Annotated in this window: 20 protein-coding genes and 1 pseudogene; 6 read left to right on the top strand and 15 right to left on the bottom strand. The window is 41.0% G+C overall.

Going from position 1 to position 21,102, the window contains the following annotated elements; translation table 11 throughout:
- Positions 1-26: 26 nt before the first annotated feature.
- From IGI76_RS15880 to IGI76_RS15920, 9 genes and pseudogenes are all read right to left on the bottom strand, one after another.
- Positions 27-284 (bottom strand): hypothetical protein, encoded by a 258-nt coding sequence (locus IGI76_RS15880; protein ID WP_081117146.1) that lies wholly within the window; start codon positions 282-284, stop codon positions 27-29.
- 31 nt (positions 285-315) lie between these two features.
- Positions 316-618, bottom strand: a complete 303-nt coding sequence (locus IGI76_RS15885) for a hypothetical protein (protein ID WP_438781710.1) — start codon at positions 616-618, stop codon at positions 316-318.
- Between the two features lie 604 nt (positions 619-1,222).
- Positions 1,223-1,471 carry a hypothetical protein gene (locus IGI76_RS15890; protein ID WP_015510558.1) on the bottom strand — a complete coding sequence of 83 codons (249 nt, stop codon included), beginning with the start codon at positions 1,469-1,471 and terminating at the stop codon, positions 1,223-1,225.
- Between the two features lie 537 nt (positions 1,472-2,008).
- On the bottom strand, positions 2,009-2,134 hold the full coding sequence (locus IGI76_RS15895; RefSeq protein WP_270781411.1) for a hypothetical protein: 126 nt from the start codon (positions 2,132-2,134) through the stop codon (positions 2,009-2,011).
- A 102-nt stretch (positions 2,135-2,236) separates the two neighbouring features.
- Positions 2,237-3,399, bottom strand: a pseudogene (locus IGI76_RS15900) (IS3 family transposase).
- A 194-nt stretch (positions 3,400-3,593) separates the two neighbouring features.
- Positions 3,594-4,220 (bottom strand): helix-turn-helix domain-containing protein, encoded by a 627-nt coding sequence (locus tag IGI76_RS15905; RefSeq protein ID WP_081117093.1) that lies wholly within the window; start codon positions 4,218-4,220, stop codon positions 3,594-3,596.
- Positions 4,221-4,302: 82 nt separating this feature from the next.
- Positions 4,303-4,821 (bottom strand): hypothetical protein, encoded by a 519-nt coding sequence (locus tag IGI76_RS15910; protein WP_081117094.1) that lies wholly within the window; start codon positions 4,819-4,821, stop codon positions 4,303-4,305.
- 769 nt (positions 4,822-5,590) lie between these two features.
- The gene (locus tag IGI76_RS15915) at positions 5,591-5,794 is read right to left on the bottom strand and encodes a hypothetical protein (protein ID WP_081117095.1); all 204 of its coding nucleotides are present in this window, start codon (positions 5,792-5,794) and stop codon (positions 5,591-5,593) included.
- 280 nt (positions 5,795-6,074) lie between these two features.
- Positions 6,075-6,971 (bottom strand): LysR family transcriptional regulator, encoded by an 897-nt coding sequence (locus tag IGI76_RS15920; protein WP_081117096.1) that lies wholly within the window; start codon positions 6,969-6,971, stop codon positions 6,075-6,077.
- A 116-nt stretch (positions 6,972-7,087) separates the two neighbouring features.
- Between IGI76_RS15920 and IGI76_RS15925 the strand changes: the two genes are divergently transcribed.
- Together IGI76_RS15925 and IGI76_RS15930 are read left to right on the top strand one after the other, a co-directional pair.
- Positions 7,088-8,749: a malolactic enzyme gene (locus IGI76_RS15925; RefSeq protein ID WP_280115278.1), complete on the top strand. Its 1,662-nt coding sequence runs from the start codon at positions 7,088-7,090 to the stop codon at positions 8,747-8,749.
- Between the two features lie 13 nt (positions 8,750-8,762).
- On the top strand, positions 8,763-10,043 hold the full coding sequence (locus tag IGI76_RS15930; protein ID WP_005230514.1) for a 2-hydroxycarboxylate transporter family protein: 1,281 nt from the start codon (positions 8,763-8,765) through the stop codon (positions 10,041-10,043).
- Positions 10,044-10,223: 180 nt separating this feature from the next.
- Here IGI76_RS15930 and IGI76_RS15935 read toward each other — a convergent pair whose 3' ends face one another.
- Positions 10,224-11,606 (bottom strand): lytic polysaccharide monooxygenase, encoded by a 1,383-nt coding sequence (locus tag IGI76_RS15935; protein WP_333718830.1) that lies wholly within the window; start codon positions 11,604-11,606, stop codon positions 10,224-10,226.
- Between the two features lie 277 nt (positions 11,607-11,883).
- Positions 11,884-13,407, bottom strand: coding sequence for a flavocytochrome c (locus tag IGI76_RS15940; protein ID WP_081117099.1), 1,524 nt, complete (start codon positions 13,405-13,407; stop codon positions 11,884-11,886).
- 478 nt (positions 13,408-13,885) lie between these two features.
- Between IGI76_RS15940 and IGI76_RS15945 the strand changes: the two genes are divergently transcribed.
- Entirely contained in the window at positions 13,886-14,305 is a 420-nt protein-coding gene (locus IGI76_RS15945) for a phosphate-starvation-inducible PsiE family protein (RefSeq protein ID WP_074934197.1), read from the top strand.
- A 15-nt stretch (positions 14,306-14,320) separates the two neighbouring features.
- Here IGI76_RS15945 and IGI76_RS15950 read toward each other — a convergent pair whose 3' ends face one another.
- Positions 14,321-16,126: an ATP-binding protein gene (locus tag IGI76_RS15950; RefSeq protein WP_438781713.1), complete on the bottom strand. Its 1,806-nt coding sequence runs from the start codon at positions 16,124-16,126 to the stop codon at positions 14,321-14,323.
- A gap of 53 nt (positions 16,127-16,179) precedes the next feature.
- Here IGI76_RS15950 and IGI76_RS15955 point away from each other — a divergent pair, with 53 nt between their 5' ends.
- Positions 16,180-16,896: a response regulator transcription factor gene (locus IGI76_RS15955; RefSeq protein WP_005230498.1), complete on the top strand. Its 717-nt coding sequence runs from the start codon at positions 16,180-16,182 to the stop codon at positions 16,894-16,896.
- Here the strand turns inward: IGI76_RS15955 and citG are convergent.
- The 3 genes from citG to IGI76_RS15970 all read right to left on the bottom strand — a co-directional run bounded on the left by citG (position 16,873) and on the right by IGI76_RS15970 (position 19,887).
- On the bottom strand, positions 16,873-17,736 hold the full coding sequence (gene citG, locus IGI76_RS15960; protein ID WP_010748907.1) for a triphosphoribosyl-dephospho-CoA synthase CitG: 864 nt from the start codon (positions 17,734-17,736) through the stop codon (positions 16,873-16,875). The two genes, IGI76_RS15955 and citG, sit on opposite strands and share 24 nt — an antisense overlap.
- On the bottom strand, positions 17,729-18,424 hold the full coding sequence (locus IGI76_RS15965) for a GntR family transcriptional regulator (protein ID WP_005230494.1): 696 nt from the start codon (positions 18,422-18,424) through the stop codon (positions 17,729-17,731). The genes citG and IGI76_RS15965 overlap by 8 nt, the downstream gene beginning before the upstream one ends.
- A 116-nt stretch (positions 18,425-18,540) precedes the next feature.
- Positions 18,541-19,887, bottom strand: a complete 1,347-nt coding sequence (locus IGI76_RS15970; protein WP_010748906.1) for a CitMHS family transporter — start codon at positions 19,885-19,887, stop codon at positions 18,541-18,543.
- 431 nt (positions 19,888-20,318) lie between these two features.
- On the opposite strand from IGI76_RS15970, the gene IGI76_RS15975 reads away from it, so the two are divergent.
- Together IGI76_RS15975 and IGI76_RS15980 are read left to right on the top strand one after the other, a co-directional pair.
- Positions 20,319-20,666, top strand: a complete 348-nt coding sequence (locus IGI76_RS15975; protein WP_010748905.1) for a hypothetical protein — start codon at positions 20,319-20,321, stop codon at positions 20,664-20,666.
- Between the two features lie 9 nt (positions 20,667-20,675).
- Positions 20,676-21,089, top strand: a complete 414-nt coding sequence (locus IGI76_RS15980; RefSeq protein ID WP_005230471.1) for an acetyl-CoA carboxylase biotin carboxyl carrier protein subunit — start codon at positions 20,676-20,678, stop codon at positions 21,087-21,089.
- The last annotated feature ends 13 nt before the right edge of the window (positions 21,090-21,102 follow it).

The following is a 21,102-nucleotide window of genomic DNA, read 5'->3' on the forward strand; positions in this document are numbered from 1 at the left end:
CATCAAAGGCTACCCCTTTATTTCAATTAAATGATAGAAAGAGTGATCAAGGCAATCCCAAAAGTGATGCCATCTAGAACAAACCATTCTTTTTTACCTTGAGACGCCTTGGTAGCAATCAAACAACTTACTCCATAAAGAATCAATAGAATTCCTATGTTTATGGGAAAAGTTAACCAAGCTGTCAGGGCATTAACAAATAAGAGAAGCATCAATGGTAAAATATAAAATAATGCATACCACTTTTTTAAATAGTGCGGCAGCTTCTGGTAATTTGAATACATCTATTTATCCTCACAATTCATTTCATATTGGTCATTTATTTCTGTTATGAGCAGTAAGTACTTTCGTTATAAAATGAGACAAAACAAAGCTTAGGATGATAATCCCAAAAGTAATAGCAAAAGATAAAATCGTATTCTCCAGTAAATTAGCAAATAAGGGCAGCTTAATATACAAATAACATCCAATTGCCGCAATAATACTACCTGCTAAATAGAAACAAAGCAGTTCAGCGACTGTTTTTGAAGAATGAACGTTTCGATCAACTGATGAAAAGTCGCCATTTTGAAAAGGTATTGGTGATCCAGTTAGTGAAGGATCAGATTTTGTATTCATTACGTTAAAGGAATTACTAGATAGATTGCTAATTGAATGTTGTTTTCGATTCTTTTCGTGATTGTTCATAGCTATTCAGACCTGCTTCCTTAAAAAAATTCATTATTTTCAATTCCTTCAAAATAATCTCAATACCATGATTTCATGCATTGTGCTATTGCATCTATTCAAAAAACTCTATATTTTCAAAACCAAGTCGAATCAACAGCACGTTGTAGGGTCATCGGTCCATGTTTTGCTTCATATATAAAATCTTTTGACTGTAATCCAGTACGCTCCTTAAAAATTTTCTCAAACATAGAAGAATCGTTAATGGGATCGTCATTGTGTGTCAAAGTCAATATATAATGTTTCTATTTTGGATTACTCCAGACCCCCATATTACTTAAAGAAGCTAAAGCAAGCAGTGGAGTATTAGAAGATAAATTAATCGTATACTGGCGTCTATGCAAAACATCATTTATTTTCATAAAGCACTTCCTTAATTAGTTAGTATTTCCTCAAACATTACAGATCCAAACAAACAATAGTTACCTTTTCATTTAAATACAAACGTACATCATATTATATTGCGTTCCTCTTAAGCATTTTTTCAAGATAAGCTTCAGTTCTTCCTATCTCTAAAATAACAAAAAACCAAATAACCACTCGAGCATACTAACAAAGGAAGCCCGACATAGAGCATACCAGTTCCTAATGGATAATTAATAGCAAGATCAAGTTGGATATTCTTAAGTTCTTCTTTGCTGATTGTGTCAAAATCTTGAATAGGGATCAAAATCGTCTGTAAAAAAAGGCCAACGATCGTCATAAAAAGGCTGATCCCAAAACAGCCAATTGCAAATTTTTTCATAAGAGTCCTCTTTTTAGCATACATTTTCTTACTGTATGTTCTTATTATATATGCCGACCATTAAAAAAAGAACCTTAAATTATTTTTTAACATTAATTTTACAACAATAAAAAGAAAATGAATCAATCGGTCAACAAAAAATTGACAAGACTCAATTAGTACTATGTAGTTCTATTATGGCAAATTATAAACGTTCAAATAAAAACAAAGTGATCGAAACAGCCGCTGAACAGCGCTTCTTTTCAGAGAACGATCAACTGATTCTTTTACAACCACCTATTCACAAAACCGATTCGGTCCCTGCAACATGGCTCAGTAAATTAGCTTTAAGACATGCATCTGAACGACAATTACTCGCCTATTTCACAAAAAAAAACTGCTGATAGACGAAGCAGCCTCTTCTAGTGAATATTTAAAAAGAGTGAAGAAGAGTGTTCGTTCTTCACGGATAGTCAACACAACACTTCAACTAAATCGGTTGTTAAAAGAAATGACCCTTCAATTCCGATCATATGGGGAACTGAGGATAAAAGCTATTTACCGCCAAGAGAAACGACTAAAATAGTCGATCTGCCATTGGGTCATCATTTTCCAATCAGCCACCCACAGGAAACCGCTGATGTGCTGGTAGAGTTGATGGAATGGCAACAGTTTTTTTGACAAATTTTATAAGGTGCAGAACTTCCTTCCGTATGCTATTCCGATTGTCCTTGACAATGAGCCTCCTCGGATGTGACGATCTTCGGCAGGAGCTAACAGTTAAAGTTAGACTGCCTCGCTAGCGTTAGCACATCCGAGCTCATTATCAAGGATTCGCTGCGCCAATCTCTGGTTACGGTAACCAACCGGTGTCTCGTAGCCAAGTGTACCGTGCAACCGAAGGTGGTTCCACCAATTGACATAGTCAAATAACTCCAAATCCAATTGTTGTAAGGTTTCAAATGTGTATTGATAGACAAATTCTACTTTCAACGACTTATAAGTTGATTCAGCTACGGCATTATCAAAAGGACAGCCTTTATGACTCAATGATCGATTGATGTCAAAAGTTGTTAATAATTCATCAATAGCTTGGTTATCAAACTCTTTTCCACGATCAGTATGAAAAATCTCAACCTCTGTCAGAGGTTGTTTGATACGGCTAAATGCTTTTTTTACTAGAACGGCATCTTTATGTTCTCCACAAGAATAGCCGAGAATTTCTCGATTGAACAGATCCAAAATGAAACAGATATAATTCCATTTTTTCCCGACTCGTACATAAGTCAAGTCTGTTACGATCGCTTCTAATGGGTTGTCTCTTAAGAATTTACGATTCAATACGTTTGTCGTTTTGGCTTCATTGCAAGTAGAATGATGTACTTTAAAATAAGCAACAGTATAGCTCGATTTTAATCCTCTATTTTTCATGATTCTACTAATTTATCGTCGGCTGATCCGAATGCCTCGTTTTGATAAGGCTTTTTTTATTTTTCTTGAGCCGTAGGCCTTTCGGCTGCGGATAAATTCTTCAGCGACTACTTCTTCAAGTTCTGATTCGTCTTTCTTTGGTTTTGATTGATAATAATAGGACTGACGTGATAGACCTAATATTCTGCACATCGCTGATATAGGGTAAAGATGCTTATTCGCATCGATTACTTGTCTCTTCGTCCGAATATCAGCGCTGCTTGCTTTAAAATACCATTTTCCATTTCTAATTGCTGGTTTCTTTTACGTAGTTCTAACAATTCTTTTTGTTCAGGCGTAAGATTATCTTTTCCTTTGAATGAACCACTCGTTTTAGATTGCTTTACCCATTTGTCAAATGCTGAAGCCGTTAGTTCATATTCTCGAATGATTTCTACACGTGGCTTTCCAGCTAAGTAAAGATTGACGATTTGTTGCTTGAATTCTTGTGAAAAAGTTCTTCGTGTTCTCTTAGACATAAAAATTCCTCCTGGTATGTTTTCTTCTAGTCTACACACCTTAATTTTTCTGTCTAGTTAATTGTAGCCTATCCAAAACAAACTTCGGGTTTACAATACACTCTATTAAATAAGGGGAAGATTTTCTTAGGTTGACATTACCTGGATACTCTCACGTGCACTATATGTTCGTTAAGTAATACTCAACGAGAGAATTAGTTAGTTACAGTTCCTGTTTCTAAATCGATGATATAATTCGTGTTTTTAATTTTGATGGTTTGCTTATCAGATAGAAAATCATTAGGAATTTCTAAATTCACTCTCTTCTTTGGATTAAAAATAGCTTGTAGCTGAATCCTTTTCGAAACTTCAATAATCCCCTTTCCATCCTCTAGATCCGGATAATATTCCCAGACTTCAGGTTGTTCAAATACATTGAGACTCAATTGAACCTCAACATTTGTGTGATCCTTTGATTTAGTAACAGTAACAGAATCTACATCGCCGTTACCAATATCCATTGAGGGAGAAAAATAGTTTAATACAAATATAGAAATTAATACGATTAAACAAAGTGTCGCTATTTTCCATCCTTTGTATTTTTTTGACATATTAACCTTTTGTGCAAAATCCTTTACCATTACTGAATCACCTCGTAAAATTTCATCTAAGGAAAATTCAAAAAAAATGCTAAGTTCTACAAGAGTATCTATATTGGGATAAGATAATTCATTTTCCCAACGAGAAACAGTTTGACGTGTAACATTAAACTGCTTCGCAATGTCTTCTTGTGTTAAATTTAAATCAGTTCTCTTTTGGCGTAACATTTTTCCGATTTCCATAAATAAAGTTTATCCTCCAAGGGTTCATTTGTTTAGCAATTGCCATTTAACAATTGATTTTGTAAAACATAAATTGCTCTAATTATTTTATTGTACCTGTAAACGAGTAAGAATTGTTTATCAAGTTACCATTGTAAAATTGAGCATACCAAGTTGTACTAGATTTAATTCCATTCCAAGTTACTGTTCGGCTTTTCCCTGCTTTAACAGAAAAAGAAATATACGTTGTACTACTATTTTTACACTTTATATCTATAACATTTTTTCCTGTATTACTAATCGATACAGTATAAGAAGTCTTTCCTTTGAATGTATAAGAAGAATACACATATCCCCCTCGATCACTACTTCCACTAAGGGAATATTTACCTTTGGAGGCTATATTCCAATTGCTACTTGGCACATTAGCTCCTCTAGTCAACCCAGGGATAGTTATACCAACATTTTCAATTGGTTGATCGCTTAAATTGGCATCCGTTTCAACATCACTAATAATTTCAATTCCTTCAGAAGCCCAAATCTCTGATTCTTCAGCTGAAGCTCCTATCCCCCCAATAAACAAAGATAGAACAGCTGCAATCCCTAAAACAATTTTTCTCACAATAATCATCTCCTATTTTTTCTGATTACTATATCAGTCAAGTAGGATTATACATTGTGTGCGACAAAATAGGCACGCAATTATCATGTTACATCCCTGAAAACATGCTATTCTACCGTATTCACCTTTCTATTTTTTTGCCCCTCTTCTTTTCATGGGGGGATCCACTCTTCTAAAGATTCAACTTTTACACCAACATCTTCGATCTATCTTTTTTTGCTTTTGCACGATAAGGTTAACTATTTTAGTAATCCCTTGAAAATAAAAGGTCAGTATTCTGGTAATCCTCTTGATTTATAGGCTGATCGATTTCATCGTAAATTTTACCACAACTTAATACCGACAGAATAACTGAACATAGATTTTGTTACGTGTTTCTGAACACAATAATTAAGACGAATGAATAAACCTGTAGTCTACGATGGATCACTTTCTTGATCAACTGGTAACCAACTTCATCAACACCAGAAAATACTTCAAATGGAGAAATATTGTACCTCTTACCATCTTCGAACCCATAGAAATCTTGATTGGTAAACAAGTGATACACCAAAGCGACCAATCGTTGCTACCCACCACTTAGGAGGACAAAAAAATAGACGTGCAATAGCACGTCTGTAGCGTCAATGATTGATATCTCACCGAAATCTTGCTATAATTATTGTGTAAAGAGGAGTTGCGCAAACAACTCCCCTACAGCACCGTTTAAGACGGTGGCCAGATTTAATTACTTTTTAAAAAATAATCGTCGCCTGGCTAAAGAGGACGGTTATTTTTTTGCATTCTTTTTTCGTTTCTTCTTGCTTCTATGCTTAGAAGAACGAGTGTTTATAATCGTATCTGCTAGTTTCACACATGCTTCGATTAAACCAATGAAGGCTAACAAAACAGGCGCTATTGCTAACAAAATGCCGATTATATCCACATCTTGCAAAAAGCTACTCCTTTCTTCAGATTTCGATAGTACATTCATAATGCACCACCTCACTTTCAAAAGATAGCCACCGTCACAAACTTTACTGTATCCTTATTATACCAAAAACCCACGCTAAAAACCGAGATTTATCAAGGTTTTTAGCATTTTTTTCATGCGGTAAGAACGGTCTAAGTAAAGAGATTTTTTTCTCGTTTCATCGTTTAAAGGAACCATCCATTTGTTTTTTCCACGTTGAAAGATCCCTTTTATTTCAGCAGCTCAAGAACACATACCGACACCATTTTTCTCTGACCTTACCTCAAGAGATCCCCATTCCTCACCCTTCATCCTCCCAAGGCAGCTCATCCAAGATCCTAATCAACTTCTGGACTTCTTGATTCAACATCGCACTCTTTAAATAGGCATATTGAATATAAAAGATTTCCTTATCTTCAGGGACCAATGGTATTTTCACTAAGCCTTCCTTTTCTTGAAACACGGGAAATTCCGTCATCAAGGTAATGCCGATATTGGAACTGACCAACTGACCAATTGTCTGAACGTCTGAAAAATAAAAGGGAACTTCTGGCTTCTTCTTTGATTTCTCACTTAAATTCTGAAAGGCGCGCATATGGGTATAGCCTTTTTCCAATAGGATAAAGGGATATTCGGCAGCTTCTTCGAATGAGATTTCCTTTTTTTCTGCCAATGGGTTTTCTTTTGACACAAAGATAAAAAACTCTTGTTGGTGCAGCAACTTCACCTGCAGATTCGGGTGGACGAGGGGATTGACACTGCCCAGCAAGCTAAAATCGATTTTTCCTGATAATAGTTTCGAAAGCAATTCATTGGATCCCCCAGATACTAAGTGGAAATTCGAAATAAAGCGGATGATCTCTTTTTCGTCTAAGAGTTTTGAAAAGACTTTGGAACGAATGATCGGCGGCAAACCGATGTGGGTCCGGTTGTTTTTGGCATGGTCGATGGCTCGGTCCAAGGTCAAAAATTCATCTAAGATATACTGTGCATGAGCCTTCAAAATTTCTCCTTCCGTGGTCAATGAAATGGAGCGATGAGAGGCTTCTCGAGCGATCAAATCACAGCCATAATGCTCTTCCAAGCGTTTGACAGCGTAGCTGACGGTTGGTTGACTGACAGCAAATTTATGCGCCACTTGCGTAAAAGAAAGCATCTCTGCCAAAGCTTTAAAGTATTCTAAATCTCGTATATTCATCGTCTGATTTCTCCCTTAGCCGATTCAAGCTCGCATCGGTTTTGTTATAAATAATTTTTATTATACCACCGATAGTTGACTATAATTCCATGCAAGGATTAAAGTAGCTAATGGAAATGAACGAGTACTCAAAATATATCCATTGGAGGAACATAATGAAAGCACATGACATTTTAAATAACCCATTTTTAAACAAAGGAACCGCGTTTACACAAGAAGAACGAAAAGAACTAGGGTTGATCGGTTTATTGCCCCCTCACGTGCAAACGATCGAAGAACAAGCAGAACAAGCCTATTTGCAATATGTCACCAAAGAATCAGACATAGAAAAACGTCACTTTTTAATGGAAATCTTTAATACCAATCGGACATTGTTCTACTATTTGTTCAACCAACATATCGTTGAATTCAATCCGATCGTCTACGATCCAACGATTGCTGATACCATTGAAAATTACAGCCGCCTATTCGTTGATCCTCAATATGCAGCATACTTAGATATCAATCATCCAGAAAACATCGAAGAAACGTTGAAAAATGCCGCTGGCGATCGGGACATTCGCTTGATCGTAGCCACTGACGCTGAAGGGATTCTTGGGATTGGTGACTGGGGTGTCCAAGGTGTCGATATTTCTGTCGGTAAATTGATGATTTATACCGCAGCTGCTGGGATCGACCCTGCTTCTGTTTTACCAATCGTGATCGATGCTGGCACGAACCGTAAAGAATTGTTAGAGGATCATTTGTATCTAGGCAATCGGCAAGAACGTGTTTACGGTGACGCCTACTACCAATTCATCGACCAATTTGTTCAAACGGCAGAATCATTGTTCCCTAAACTTTACTTGCATTGGGAAGACTTTGGCCGTTCAAATGCTGCAACGATTTTGGACAAATACAAACAATCGATTCCAACTTTTAACGATGACATCCAAGGAACGGGAATCGTTGTGCTGGGTGGTATCTTCGGTGCACTGGATATTACAGGTGAAAAATTAACGGATCAAATCTACTTATGTTATGGCGGTGGTTCCGCTGGTGCTGGGATTGCCAGTCGAGTCCATGCGGAAATGGTCAGCGAAGGTCTTTCAGAAGAAGAAGCCTACAATCATTTCTTTATGGTTGACAAACAAGGGCTTTTGTTTGATGATATGTCCGATTTGACTCCTGCACAAAAACCATTTGCCAAAAAACGGGCTGACTTTGCCAATGCTGGCGATATGACGCAATTGATCAATGTCATTAAAGTCGCAAAACCAACGATTTTGGTCGGTACCTCCACCAATGCCGGTGCCTTTACCAAAGAAGTTGTGGAAGCGATGTGTGAAAACACTGCTCGTCCAGTGATTTTCCCTATCTCGAATCCAACCAAAAAATTAGAAGCAACAGCTGAACAAGTGATCGAATGGTCTGATGGAAAAGCCTTTGTGGCAACCGGTGTCCCTTCAGGAACGATCCAATACAAAGGGGTCGACTACCAAATCGGCCAAGCAAACAACGCCTTGATCTATCCTGGTCTAGGGTTAGGTATGTTGGCTTCAGAAGCCTCTCTCTTGACCGATGAAATGATTGGTGCCGCTGCTCACTCATTAAGTGGTTTGGTTGATTTGAGCCAACCCGGTGCACCTGTTCTTCCACCATTTGAATACGTTGCGGACGTTTCTATCAAAGTGGCTGAAGCAGTTGCCAACAAAGCCAAAGAACAAGGGTTAGCCCAAGCGCAAGAAACCGATATGGCAAAAGCTGTCCAAAATCTTAAATGGTATCCAACATACTAGGAAGGTCTGAAAAATGAATAAATTAAAAACGATGACGATTTCGGGAATTAGTCTTCCCTTGTATCTCTTTTTCATGGTTGTCATATTCAGTGCGATTGCCTTAGACAAATTGCCATTAAATATGGTTGGGATCACCATTTTACTGGTTGCCTTAGGACACCTGCTGTATTTCATTGGGGAAAAACTCCCGATCATGAATTCTTATCTTGGCGGTGGGTCAGTTTTTACCCTGCTTGGTGCCACCCTTTTAGCCTCCTTCCATCTCGTACCCACGAAAGTCATTGACGCGGTCAGTGACTTCATGGGGGGCGGTTTTGGCTTTCTTGATTTCTATATTGCCGCTTTGATTTGCGGCTCGATTTTAGGTATGAACCGTAATTTGTTGGTGAAAGCTTCTACGAAATTCATTCCCGTTGCTTTGATCACTATGGTAGTAGGCTTTTTCTCCGTCGGCCTTGTCGGTATGCTGCTAGGCAATGGATTCGCTGATTCGGTGATGTATGTGTCTCTACCAATGATGTCTGGCGGGATGGGAGCGGGAATCACCCCACTTTCACAAATTTATGCCGATGGCTTGGCAAACGGCAATCAAGCCGCCATCTTTTCTCAATTAGCGCCAGCTGTTACTTTCGGGAATATTCTTGCCATTATTGGTGCTTTATTTATCGCAAAGGCCTTTGCTAAAACCAAATACAATGGCCATGGTACACTGATCAATGCCACGAAAGAAGAATTAGAAAAACCAAAAATAACACTTGATGCCCAACAAATCGGGGTCGGGATGCTCTTTTCCTTCTCACTGTTGGTCGTTGGTGCGATTTTAAGCGACTTTTTCCCTAAAATTCACGAGTATGCCTTTATGATCGTGATTGTCTTTATTCTAAAAGCCTTGAACATTGTCCCTAAGAAACTCGAAGATTCTGTGGTGATGTTCAACAATGTTGTGATGACGAATTTGACCCACGCGGTCTTGGCGGGGATTGGTTTGGCATTGATCGATCTGTCAACATTGGCTTCTGCCTTTACTTGGCAATTTGTCGTGCTTTGCCTAACCAGTGTCGTATCTATGGGGGCTGCCAGCTGGTTCTTCGGGATGGTATTGGGGATGTATCCCGTTGAAACCGCAATTGGCGCCGGTATGATCAACAACTCCATGGGGGGAACAGGCAATATCGCTGTATTGTCTGCCTCTGATAGAATGGAAATGATTGCTTTTGCCCAAATGGCCAACCGTTTATGCGGTGCAATCGTGCTGATTTTAGGTGGGATCTTGATCCGTTTCTTCTATTCTTGATCTAAAGCAAAAAACAGGTGCTGCTACGCATGATGCATAGCAGCACCTGTTTTTGCATTCCTCAAACGAATTCGTCCAATTGGTTGCACGAATCAAACAAAGGTTCAATCATTTCCTCATAAAAGAGTCAAAAAGAGCAGTGCCACCGCACTGCTCTTGCGTTACTGATTCATTCAGGGGTTACAGCTTCTGAAACAAGGTTGGTGCTTGATCAGGAGACCAAGTGGTGTCCCCGTAATTTGAGTGGGTGTTGATCACGACATAGTTGCTGCCTTTATGGCTCACGATTTCACCGCTTGTATACACTTCTGGTGCAGAGAAAGTACCTAGTTTCCACACACGGTATTCTGACTCCCCGCCTCCAGGTGTTTCCGTTTCTTCTTTGGCATTGGTTTTCACGCTCAGCTGGTTACTAAAAGCAGATTGTTCGCCCGTTTTCCTGATTGCTTTGATTTGGTAATTGTAGGTCGTGTCCGCTGCTAGATTCGTGTCTTCATAGGTTGTTCCTGTGGCTGTAGCGATTTTGACGCCATTGCGGTAAACGTCATATCCAGCGATCCCATTTGTATGAGTCGATGCTTGCCACATTAAGGACACGCTGCTGTCTGTCACGCTCATTTGGTGTAGGTTGCCTGGTGTCGAAGGGGTTTCGACTTGATTGTCTGCTGCGGTAGTCACTTTCACTGCAGCACTTTTTTCTGAAACTAACGCCGTAAAGCCGACTGCCTCTACTTGATAGTTATAGGTTGTGTTGGCTTTTAATTGCGTGTCGGTAAAGGTTGGCTCAGTAGTCGTTGCCACTAAGGCACCATCACGATACACGTTGTATTCTTTCGCATCGGTTTGACCGTTCCATGCTAAAGCCACCGTGCTGCTAGTCACTCTTTCTGAGCGGACATTTGCTGGTACTACTGGTTTTTCAGGAATGACCGTTGAACCAGAAACGTTAACATCGATTACGTTATAAAAGGCATTTGGCGTATCGGCAACATCCCAGACCGCTAAAATGACATGGTAACCGAGACGATTTTCTGGAATGGTACTGGTATGGCTTGGACTATTGCTGGCAGCCGAACCATCGTGATTTACAGTAGCGATCAATTCCAAGCTATCTCTTGAAAGTGGCGCGTTTTGATCCCATCCTGGTTTCGTGATATAGTAATGCCATTTTGTGGTCTTGTGCGGCGCTGTATAATGCCAATTGACCCGCAATGGTCCTTGATTGATGTCTTGTTTGGTCCAACGATTGGTTCCTTGTTCATCAAGAACAAAGTCCCCGATTTGTCCGAGTCCACCATCTGCTGAAGCGATACGACCATCTACTGGTCCTGCTTCTGGAAAGCCTTTTTTGGTTTCCAATGATTGTGGGTTTGAAATGACATTGCCATATTTTTCAAACGCAGCGCTCCACCCTAACGTATTGCGATCCAAAGACCCTTGATAGCCCCGACTGACCGGTGATTCCACATAACCATGAGCAAATACTTGTTTCCCCGTGAAGAACAAGGTCCCTCCAAGTAAGATTGCCACCCCGACCGACCATTTTACCAATGCGTTTTTCATACTCTGCCTCCTAAAATTTTTTATCATCGAATAAACCAATCCTATCCGTTTATTCCTTGATTCCGATTCATTGAAAAGCAAACCCTACTGACATAAACATTCTGTTTATATGTGAATTATAAATTATCAAATCATTATAATATTATAATGACTAGTTTCCCGTCCTTTCAGTGAGAAATACAAAAAAACTTGAAACGAATCTCCTCCTAATCGCTTAAGAGGATTCGTTCCAAGTTTCTTTCTTTATATACGGTCTTTTTTAGGAAAAAGCAGCCGCTTATTTCCCGTTTTCTTTCAAATAGTCAGAGGATTGTGCGCCTGCTTGGCGACCAAAGACCATAATGTCGGCTACAGCATTGCCGCCGATTCGATTTTGTCCGTGGATACCGCCGGTCACTTCACCTGCTGCATACAAGCCAGTGATTGGTGTGCCATCTTCTTTCAATACTTGGGTCTTCGTATTGATTTTGACGCCGCCCATTGTATGGTGGATCCCAGGTGCGATTTGAATCGCATAGAATGGCCCTTCCGTCAGATCATAGTCCATCGCCGTTTCACGACCGAAATCTTTGTCGGCTTTGTCTGCCACTGCTTGGTTCCATGTATCTAAGGTTTTCTTCAAGGTTGCTGGATCGACATCGATTTTTTCAGCTAAGGCTTCGATGGTGTCGGCTTCTACCACTACACCTTGTTCTTTGTAGTAATCGACTTGTTTGGCTCTACCTGCTAACGCATTGTCAAAAATCAAGTAGGCATAGCTTTCTGGCAGATCCGTGATAGCAGCTGAAACATTGTCGCGGGTTTCTAATTCATTGTAGAAACGTTCCCCTTGTTGGTTCACCAAGATGGCGCCTTCTCCACGAACGGTTTCACTGATCAACATGCCTGTATCTTGAACTACTGTTGGATGGACTTGGATTTGATCCATATCAACCGTTGCGCCGCCTAATTCTTCGATCATCTTGATACCATCGCCTGTACTACCTTCAGAAGTCGTGCTGACATAGCCTTTCAGATCTGGACGGTATTTTTCGATCAGTTCTTTGTTTGAGCCAAAACCACCAGTAGTAACAACGACCGCATCACCAGCGATTTCTTTTTCTTCGCCATTGATTTTCACGTTGACGCCAGTGACTTTGCCGTCTGTTTCATTGATTTTTGTCACATCAGCATTTACAAACAAAGGAATTTCTTGCTCATGAATGTTTCTCAATAGGCCATCCACCAAATACCTACCGACTGCTGAACCGTCGTGAGGACGATGGATCCGTTTCACACTGGCACCGCCGCTATAGCTGATATTGTCTAAAGTGATCCCCATTGAATCCAACCAATCAATCGCTGAAGCAGAGTTATCCACTAAATAATGCAGCAATTCTTGATCGTTGGTTCCTTTACCGCCTTTTAGGGTATCTTCAAAAAATAGTTCATTGGAATCTTCAATGCCTTGGGCTTCTTGGAATTTGGTTTCTGATGCGTTCATTCCGCCAGAAGATTTCAAGGTATTTCCGCCTGCGATCGGCATTTTTTCTAAAATGACTGGATTCATTCCAGCATCTTTAGCCGACAAGGCTGCTGCCATCCCTGCACCGCCAGCACCAACGATGACGATATCATATTGATCTTTTAACTCTGCTGGATCGGTATACTCTTGTTGGGAAGCACCTGAAGTGACTTCACTTTCTGAAGAAGAGCTTGCCGCACTGCTGCTGGCTTTTGTTCCGCCATCGGCGCCACATGCACTAAGCAACAATAATGAGGCTGCCCCAATCACCCATTTTGACCATCCACTTTTTTTCATTTGTTTCCCTCCGTTTTTCTTGCTCTTTTCTCCTCACTGATCCCCGTCATATACGATAAGAAAAGCAGCATTTTTCTTGCGAACTCCGCCCAACTTGTTACTTTATTAACAACGATAAACATCTTGCGATCGGACTATTTTTCTATTCGATAGCGATAAAAACATTGTTTAAGCAACATTTCAACAGCGTTCTATTTTATTTAACCATTGTAACAAAAAAAGAAACTAAGTGTCCCGTAATAATTTGTGTATATTTTAACTATTTATTCTCATTGTTTTCTAATTTTTCCGAAAAAAGATAATATATTTTTCTCGCTACTTTCTGCTATTGAAAGCTATCACAAAAGACATGCCCATAGAAGGACCGTTAAGCTTGCGGTCAAAAAGATATGGCCGCGATTGTTCTTTCTCTGTTCTTTTCCCTTTGTTCTACGCCTTCTTTTGTATAATAAAAGAAAAAGCAGAAATGGAGTGGCGAATGGAAAAATTGACCCGAATGTTCGAGCGAGTGATCAGTATTTGCATTGATAGCATGTTGGCGATCTTAGTCGTTGTCGTCTTGATTTTTATGGGAAAAGCGATTTTTATGATCAGCACGACGCTCTTTCCCTTAAGTGAAGCGCCTCACCTGTCCTTTTTGATTGAAGAAATTGCCACGTTATTCATTTTATTAGAAATCATTTTGATGTTGCTGCGGTATATGAAGGATGGACATCACATTCCCGTCCGTTACTTGATTCTGATCAGCATTACTGCGATTTTGCGCGAGTTATTGTTGACGCAAGGTATGGCGAACGATGCCCTATTTTTTGCTTTAGCGATCTTTGTTTTGGTACTCGTCTTGCTAGTCCTGCAAAAAATCAATGCCTTCCAACATACCCAGGAAAAAGACCACTGAAACCATCCCATTGGATCAGTTGGTTTCAGCGGCTTTTTCGGGATCAGTTAGAGGGATACCAATATAAAAGGTGGTTCCTTTAGGCGTACTTGTAACATCAATCAGCCAATCGTTTTTTTCCACGATCGAAGAGACAGTGAAGAGTCCTAGACCAGTACCGCCAGTGGCACTCTTGGTCGTGAAAAAGCGGGTAAAGATTTTTTCTTGGATCGCTTCTGGTATGCCGGGACCGTTGTCGGCGATTTCGATCAAAGCAAACTCCTGTTGCGCGGAGAAAGCTTGCTTACGAAACAGAAAGGTGGCGCTTTCTGTCGAAGTGCGGCTCAAGCGAATGCTGCAATCGGCATTTGCTTGGTACACATTCATCAACAAATTGTAAATGATGACTTGCAGATCGATCTTCTCGTAGACGGCATATCCTACTTCTTGGATATCATACGTAAGGGAAAAGGCTTTTGGCAGCAGCGCACGCATAGTATCGATGGCTTCTGTCAAGGTAGTAGCGATCGACTGCACAGTTTTATCGGCACTTTCGAGTTTCGAAAAACGCAGCACATTGCTAGATAACTCTTTGCCTTTTTCTGCTGCTTTGCAGACTTCTTGCAAGTCCTCCACCAAGACTTCATCGTGTTGGTTTTCCTCGATCAGTAATTGTAGATGACCAATCATGGGCGTCAAAAAGTTGTTTAGGTCATGGACGATCGAGGTCGTTAATAAGCCAATGGTTTCCAGTTTTGATTCTTGCAAAATGTTTTTTTCGATCTCGTGCTTTTCTTTTAACAGCCGTTGTCGTTCTTTCAATGCTTGGTTTTCGACATAGGCTTGATTGCGTTTCATGTAGTTTTTGATCAGGATCGTCAATAAAATCATAATGACAAACAACAAACCTAGTAGGCCGATCAAAATTAAGTTGTCTTGTAAAAAGAGACCGCTTTGCTCCAAAAAATCGGCATTGCTAGCGACGATCAGCCGACTGTCGCCGATGGTGATCCATTGATAAGCAGCCAATTTCAGCACTTTTTGCAGTGTTTCTTCGTTCCACCAATAAGAATAATAGACGGAGGTGCCTGCTTCATTGTCGATTTGTTCTTGCTCCAAGCGCTCAAGATCGGTGAAATCCAGCTCTGGAAATTCTTTTTTGCGGCTTTCAACGATGGAAAAACCAATTTGTTCGTCCGATGGGTGCATAACGATCCGCATCTCGGCGTTTTTGACCATCGTATAGCCGGAGACATTGCGATCGGTGGTAAATTCATGATGGTACATGCGCTGTAGATTCAAAGGCATCACAAGAATCGCTTCTTTGTCGTCAAGGGTTAAGGACTGATACACATTTAGATAGGCCTGCTTGCCATCAAAATAGACTTGCCCATTTTGTACCTGCCGTCCTGCCAATACTTTGTCTAAGGATGGGTCTTTGAATAACAATTCTTGCACCGGCGGGTCTTCTGGTTTATTGACCGCCGTTGCGGTATTTTGGGCGATGACCTGACCTTGTTGGTCGATCAAAAACAATCCGACCATGGCATTGTTCGCAGAATTGATCACTGGTAACGTTAAGGGGCGCTGCAAATCAGCCAAGGCGGCGCCTTCGAGGTGGTCATCGGCATAATTGGTAAGAGACACGTGGTACGATTCGATACTGCGGCTGATCAGCTTGATCGCCGCTTGATTGACCGTTTCCAACTGCCGCAACCCGACGGTTTCAGCTTGTCTTTGTGCGCTTTTATAACTTGTAAAGGTAAAAATAAGTCCAATCAGTGTAATGAATAAGGTAGCGACCACACTTAAATACAGCCAAAACTTTGATGGCGGTTTCATTGTAAACCCCTTTCATATTTACTATAATACTATTGATACAGGAGGCGGATATTTTGCGAGATGAAAAAATTTTAATCGTTGATGATGACCCTGCCATTCGGCGGCTGATTTGGAAATCTTTACAGTCGACGGGTATTTTGATCTACCAGACCGATTCCGTTGAAAAAACGATTGCGATCAACTCTCGTGTCAGCTTTGATCTTTTTTTACTGGATATCAGTTTAGAGCATGAAAATGACGGCTATCATTTGGCACAACTGATTCGGGAAGAAAACCCCACGGTGCCGATCGTTTTTTTGAGCGGAAAAAGTGACGAAAAAGACATGATCAACGGCTATGAGATTGGCGCCGATCACTACATTACGAAGCCTTTTTCACCGGCACTCTTAAAAGCACAAATCGTTTCGATTCTTGATCGCCGCAACGTGCTGCGAGAAAAAGGGATCGCCAAACCGGAAGGCGATCTGTGCAGCGGCATGTTTCGTTTTGACCAAAAACGCTATCAGTTTTTCAAAAATGATCAGCCCATCAAGTTGTCTTCAAAAGAAATCATGCTGATGCGCTTTTTCATGGAAAATCCAGATCAAGTGTTCTCGAAAGAACAGATTTACAGCAATGTCTGGCAAGATGGCCAATTCGATGCCAATACCGTGATGGTTTTTATCAATCATCTGCGAAACAAAATTGAAGATGAGCCGAAGCACGCCCGCTTTTTAAAAACCGTTTGGGGGATCGGCTATACCTTTTTACCAGAAGGAGACGCCTTCTAGCTGCAAGAAATAAAGCGCCAAGGCTAAAAGATCCGCCGAGCCGCCGGGACTCAAATGGCGTGCAATCAATACTTGATCATAGATCGTTAATTCACGAAGCAAGTCTGTATCTGACAGATTGGCTTGGTGAATTTTTTGCATCTCCTGCTGTACCGTCTTCATCGCCTCGTAACCTCCTCGATGGACGAGGTTGCTGTCTTCGGTTTCACTCATTAGATAGACTAACCCGCGCAACAAGGAAACGGAGGTTTTTTGCGGTTGCTGCCGCAAGTACTCCAGCAGTTTTTTGACCGTTGGATACCCAGCTGCAGCTTCTCCACGAATCCCCATCGTGCCGTAGGTCAAATAATTTTTTTCCCCATAAGACAATTGGTCTTTGTGGGTGATTTGCTGCAGGTCTTGCTTGACCAAATGCTGGCAGATATCAGCGGCAAGCTGCAGGATCTGATTGGTATCTTCAGCCATCAGCTCCGCCTTGCCATTTTGTTGATAATAGACTCCTGTCGCCCCCAACAAAACTGCAAAGGAAAAGTTCGCCCCTTTGTGGGTATTGATGCCTTTGGTTGCCCGAAGCATCGCTGTTTCTGCTTCTTGACCGATCCCACGTAACTGGTCAAACAGCTGGATCAGCGAGCCTGTATGGGCAAAGCCCGCTTGGCTATAGCGCTGAAAAAAAGGCGCCAAACAAGTGATACTGTTGATAAAGGTAAACACATTCATGTCCTGATGCGCACCAGAGGAGCAAGGATCTACTAAACCAGGCTTGGGTGCTAACGCTACCTCATAATGCAGCGCATTGACTGCATAGCTGCTGGCGATAAAAAGACGGGAATCAGTCAATTTTTCTTCGCTCCATTTCAGCAAGAATAAATTGCAGGGAGTGATCCAAATGTTCATGGGTCAACAACGTGATCTGTTCCGTGTCATTGGTTCTCATGCCGCGATAAATCAGCCAATGTTCCGCCAATGCCGCATCCCTTCTTCTAGAAGAGCGAATCGCAATGTCACGAAAATACACGAGGTACGCTTGCAGATCTAGCACGATACTTTTTAACCGCAGCATTTGACTTTTTTCGTAAATAAACGCATTGAAGTCCGAAAAGTTTTTCAAGACCCCATCCACATCATCCTCACGATTCAGCTGTTCGCCATGTTCTAACAAGCAGCGCATCTCCTGGAAATCTTCCTCAGTCATCAAGTCCATCGCTTTGATGGTCGCTAACGTATCCAATGATTTGCGGATATCGTAAATCTCATAAGCATCTTTGATACTGATCCCTTTTACGACGATGCCGATTTTTGGCACATGCTCCACCAGTTTTTCAGCCACGAGCTGAGTCATGGCGTAACGAATCGGGGTTCGGCTGATATTTAGCGTATCGGAAAATTCTTTCTCATTGATGCGAGAGCCTGCGGGAATATCTCCTAAAATGATGGTTTTTTTGAATGCTTCATAGATCAAATCTTTTAATGGTTTATTTTTGGTCAGATCCAGATTTTTATTTACTGCATCAATAATTGGATTCATGATTTACTCCTATCATACTAAAAACAAATGAGATTTTTGGGAAAAAATAAGTTTATCGATAAACAAGGAAAACTACCGAGCAAAATGGCAGCCTGCTCGATAGTTTCTGTATGAAATTACTGTGGAATATAAAACGGCATGTGACCTAATAGCACGATCGTAACGACGAAGATCACGAAAATCCCCAGTGCGTATTTCGCCGCTTCTTTTTGCCATTGCCCCATATCTAAGCCCGTCAAGCGCAACAGCAAGTAGATGAAGGCAACCAATGGACTTAACAAGTGGAACGCTTGGCCCATTAAGGACGCCAAGGCCATCTGCATATTGGTAAAACCATACGAACGACCTGCTTCTGCTAAGACTGGCAGGACCCCAAAGTAAAATCCGTCATTGGAAATAAAGAAGGTCCCAGGTGCAGAAATCAGGGCAATGACTAATCCCCAGAAACCAGCCAATTGTTTAGGGATGATTTGCGTGAAGCTATTCGCCAAAGCCGTTGCCATCCCTGAGCCTTGGAACAAGCCCATGAAGACGCCTGCTGCAAAAACTAAAATTACGACTTGCACAGCGTCGCCGCCGTTGGCACCGATCCGTGACGACTGGTCTTTCAAGATTGGGTAGTTGACCATCAATGCAATACACGTACCTACAAGGAATAACAAGATTGGCGGTAAAGCGATACTAGAGATAAAGGAGCTTGCTACTAACCAGCCAATCAAGACGATTGTTAAGATACCGTTGAAGACAAAGTTTTTCGGACGGCGGATCGCTAATGTATCAGGATCAGTCACAGTTGTCATTTCTAAAATCTCATCATTCGTCAGCTCGGTAACCCCTAAACGTTTCCGTTCTTGGATCCCCATTCTGCGAGCCACAAAGAAAACCACATAGAGCAAAGACAAGATCATTCCTGGCAGCAGATAAGAAAGAATATCCGCATCGACTTCCAGCACGGCCATTGCCCGAGCAGTTGGTCCGCCCCATGGCAACAAGTTCATGATGGTATTTTGCAAAATGATCAAGACACCAAGGTTCATCATTTTCATATTCAACTTCTTATAGATGGGAATAAACGCAGAACAACAGATCAAGGTCGTGGTCGTTCCATCACCGTTCAAAGAGACTGCAGCGGCAACGACTGCCGTTGCCATCAAGACTTTCATCGGATCGCCTTTAGCAAAATAAATCATTTTTTTCGTGATTGGATCAAACAATCCCGCATCCAACATAATCGAAAAGTACAAAATCGCAAACAGCAACATGATCCCTGTGTTGGCTGTGGTGGAGATTCCCTCAAGGACAAAATCACCGATATTGCCTTTTTCTGAAACACCAGCAACCATCGCAACGAGGGTAAATAGTAATGGGATAATTACTAAGGATGTAAAGGGTGACATTTTTTTCTTCATGATGACGAACATGAAGACAATAATCATAGCATAGGATAAAATCGTTAAGAACATTTTCTTCTTCCTTTCATGCATCGAAATGTGTAAGCGTTATCAAAAAACATTTTAAAAAAATTACAGGCCCGTAATTTGTTAGCGACAAGCGTCACTAGTTTGTGAATCTTTTTCTTTTATTAAAGGAAATAATGTTATTGAATGCTTTACACGTCTAAGAATAAACAATCAAGAAATAGAAAAAAAGACCCGTTTAAAAAAAGAACAGCAAAAAAACAATTTCTCTTTTCAAATCTTATTTTTCGTTTAAAAAGTTCTTAACAGAATATTAACGCAATAAAAACCTTGATAAATCAACGTTTATCTCGGTTTTTCGCTCTTTTTTAAAAAAAGGAACACTGAAAAAACAATTTTTAGCCGAAATAAATCTCGCTGATTGAACGGGAGTTTCTATAATGAAAGGGAACGAATCATTGAGAAAGGAGAAACCCATGAATCTTATTAAAAGATTGTTCAAAAAAACGCATGATGAACCTGATGCGGCTGTCAGCTCCCCTTTGAAGCCACAGGAAATGATAACGGATCCACCCGCGTCTGATTGGCAAGAAGTGTCGAGCTATCAGCCAGCGCCTGCAGAAGATTATCCATTAGTCAGTCTGATAGCCGCCGCACTAGGGGCTGAATGTTACCCTGAAAGTCAGTTTGTCATTCGAAGAATTGAGAAGCGTAATCCTGATTTTAGGCGAGTCGCCCTGATTGCTGCCAGTATTGCCGCAGGAGAGCTGCCTGATTCTCAGTTCACAATCAAAAAAATAGCCAAAAAAAATGAAAACAAGTGAGGGAAAAACATGTTACGTAAATTTAAAATAGCGATCGATGGGCAAGAATACCTTGTCGAAATGGAAGAAATCGGTGCGCCGCAACCTACCGCTCCTGCCCCAGCAGTGCCAACACCGGCTCCCGCAGCGGTACCTGCTCAACCAGAGGCAGTCAGCACACCAGAACCAGAAGTAGCACCGCAGCCAGCGCCAGCTACGCTTCCTGCTGATGGCGAGCCGATTCATTCTCCGATGCCGGGAACGATTTTACGTCTCTTGGTCAATGTAGGTGATACTGTACAAGAAAATCAGTCGTTGATGATTTTAGAAGCCATGAAGATGGAAAATGAGATCGTGGCACCAAAAGCAGGAACCGTGGTTGCGATTGCAGTCAATGCGGGCGACATGGTCAACCCAGGAGAACTGCTGATTACGATCGGCTAATTTATTGAAAAGG

Source organism: Enterococcus sp. DIV2449a (genome assembly GCF_051711225.1).
GTDB classification, from domain to species: Bacteria; Bacillota; Bacilli; order Lactobacillales; family Enterococcaceae; genus Enterococcus_D; species Enterococcus_D casseliflavus.

What these genes read in the sequence shown, in the direction of transcription:
- IGI76_RS15885 (WP_438781710.1), bottom strand. Translation starts at nt 618, where the DNA reads ATGAATACAAAATCTGATCCTTCACTAACTGGATCACCAATACCTTTT.
- IGI76_RS15890 (WP_015510558.1), bottom strand. Translation starts at nt 1,471, where the DNA reads ATGAAAAAATTTGCAATTGGCTGTTTTGGGATCAGCCTTTTTATGACG.
- IGI76_RS15950 (WP_438781713.1), bottom strand. Translation starts at nt 16,126, where the DNA reads ATGAAACCGCCATCAAAGTTTTGGCTGTATTTAAGTGTGGTCGCTACC.
- IGI76_RS15975 (WP_010748905.1), top strand. Translation starts at nt 20,319, where the DNA reads ATGAATCTTATTAAAAGATTGTTCAAAAAAACGCATGATGAACCTGAT.
- IGI76_RS15980 (WP_005230471.1), top strand. Translation starts at nt 20,676, where the DNA reads ATGTTACGTAAATTTAAAATAGCGATCGATGGGCAAGAATACCTTGTC.
- IGI76_RS15915 (WP_081117095.1), bottom strand. Translation starts at nt 5,794, where the DNA reads ATGAATGTACTATCGAAATCTGAAGAAAGGAGTAGCTTTTTGCAAGAT.
- IGI76_RS15940 (WP_081117099.1), bottom strand. Translation starts at nt 13,407, where the DNA reads ATGAAAAAAAGTGGATGGTCAAAATGGGTGATTGGGGCAGCCTCATTA.
- IGI76_RS15965 (WP_005230494.1), bottom strand. Translation starts at nt 18,424, where the DNA reads ATGAATCCAATTATTGATGCAGTAAATAAAAATCTGGATCTGACCAAA.
- IGI76_RS15970 (WP_010748906.1), bottom strand. Translation starts at nt 19,887, where the DNA reads ATGTTCTTAACGATTTTATCCTATGCTATGATTATTGTCTTCATGTTC.
- IGI76_RS15905 (WP_081117093.1), bottom strand. Translation starts at nt 4,220, where the DNA reads ATGGAAATCGGAAAAATGTTACGCCAAAAGAGAACTGATTTAAATTTA.
- IGI76_RS15945 (WP_074934197.1), top strand. Translation starts at nt 13,886, where the DNA reads ATGGAAAAATTGACCCGAATGTTCGAGCGAGTGATCAGTATTTGCATT.
- IGI76_RS15935 (WP_333718830.1), bottom strand. Translation starts at nt 11,606, where the DNA reads ATGAAAAACGCATTGGTAAAATGGTCGGTCGGGGTGGCAATCTTACTT.
- IGI76_RS15880 (WP_081117146.1), bottom strand. Translation starts at nt 284, where the DNA reads ATGTATTCAAATTACCAGAAGCTGCCGCACTATTTAAAAAAGTGGTAT.
- IGI76_RS15930 (WP_005230514.1), top strand. Translation starts at nt 8,763, where the DNA reads ATGAATAAATTAAAAACGATGACGATTTCGGGAATTAGTCTTCCCTTG.
- IGI76_RS15925 (WP_280115278.1), top strand. Translation starts at nt 7,088, where the DNA reads ATGAACGAGTACTCAAAATATATCCATTGGAGGAACATAATGAAAGCA.
- IGI76_RS15920 (WP_081117096.1), bottom strand. Translation starts at nt 6,971, where the DNA reads ATGAATATACGAGATTTAGAATACTTTAAAGCTTTGGCAGAGATGCTT.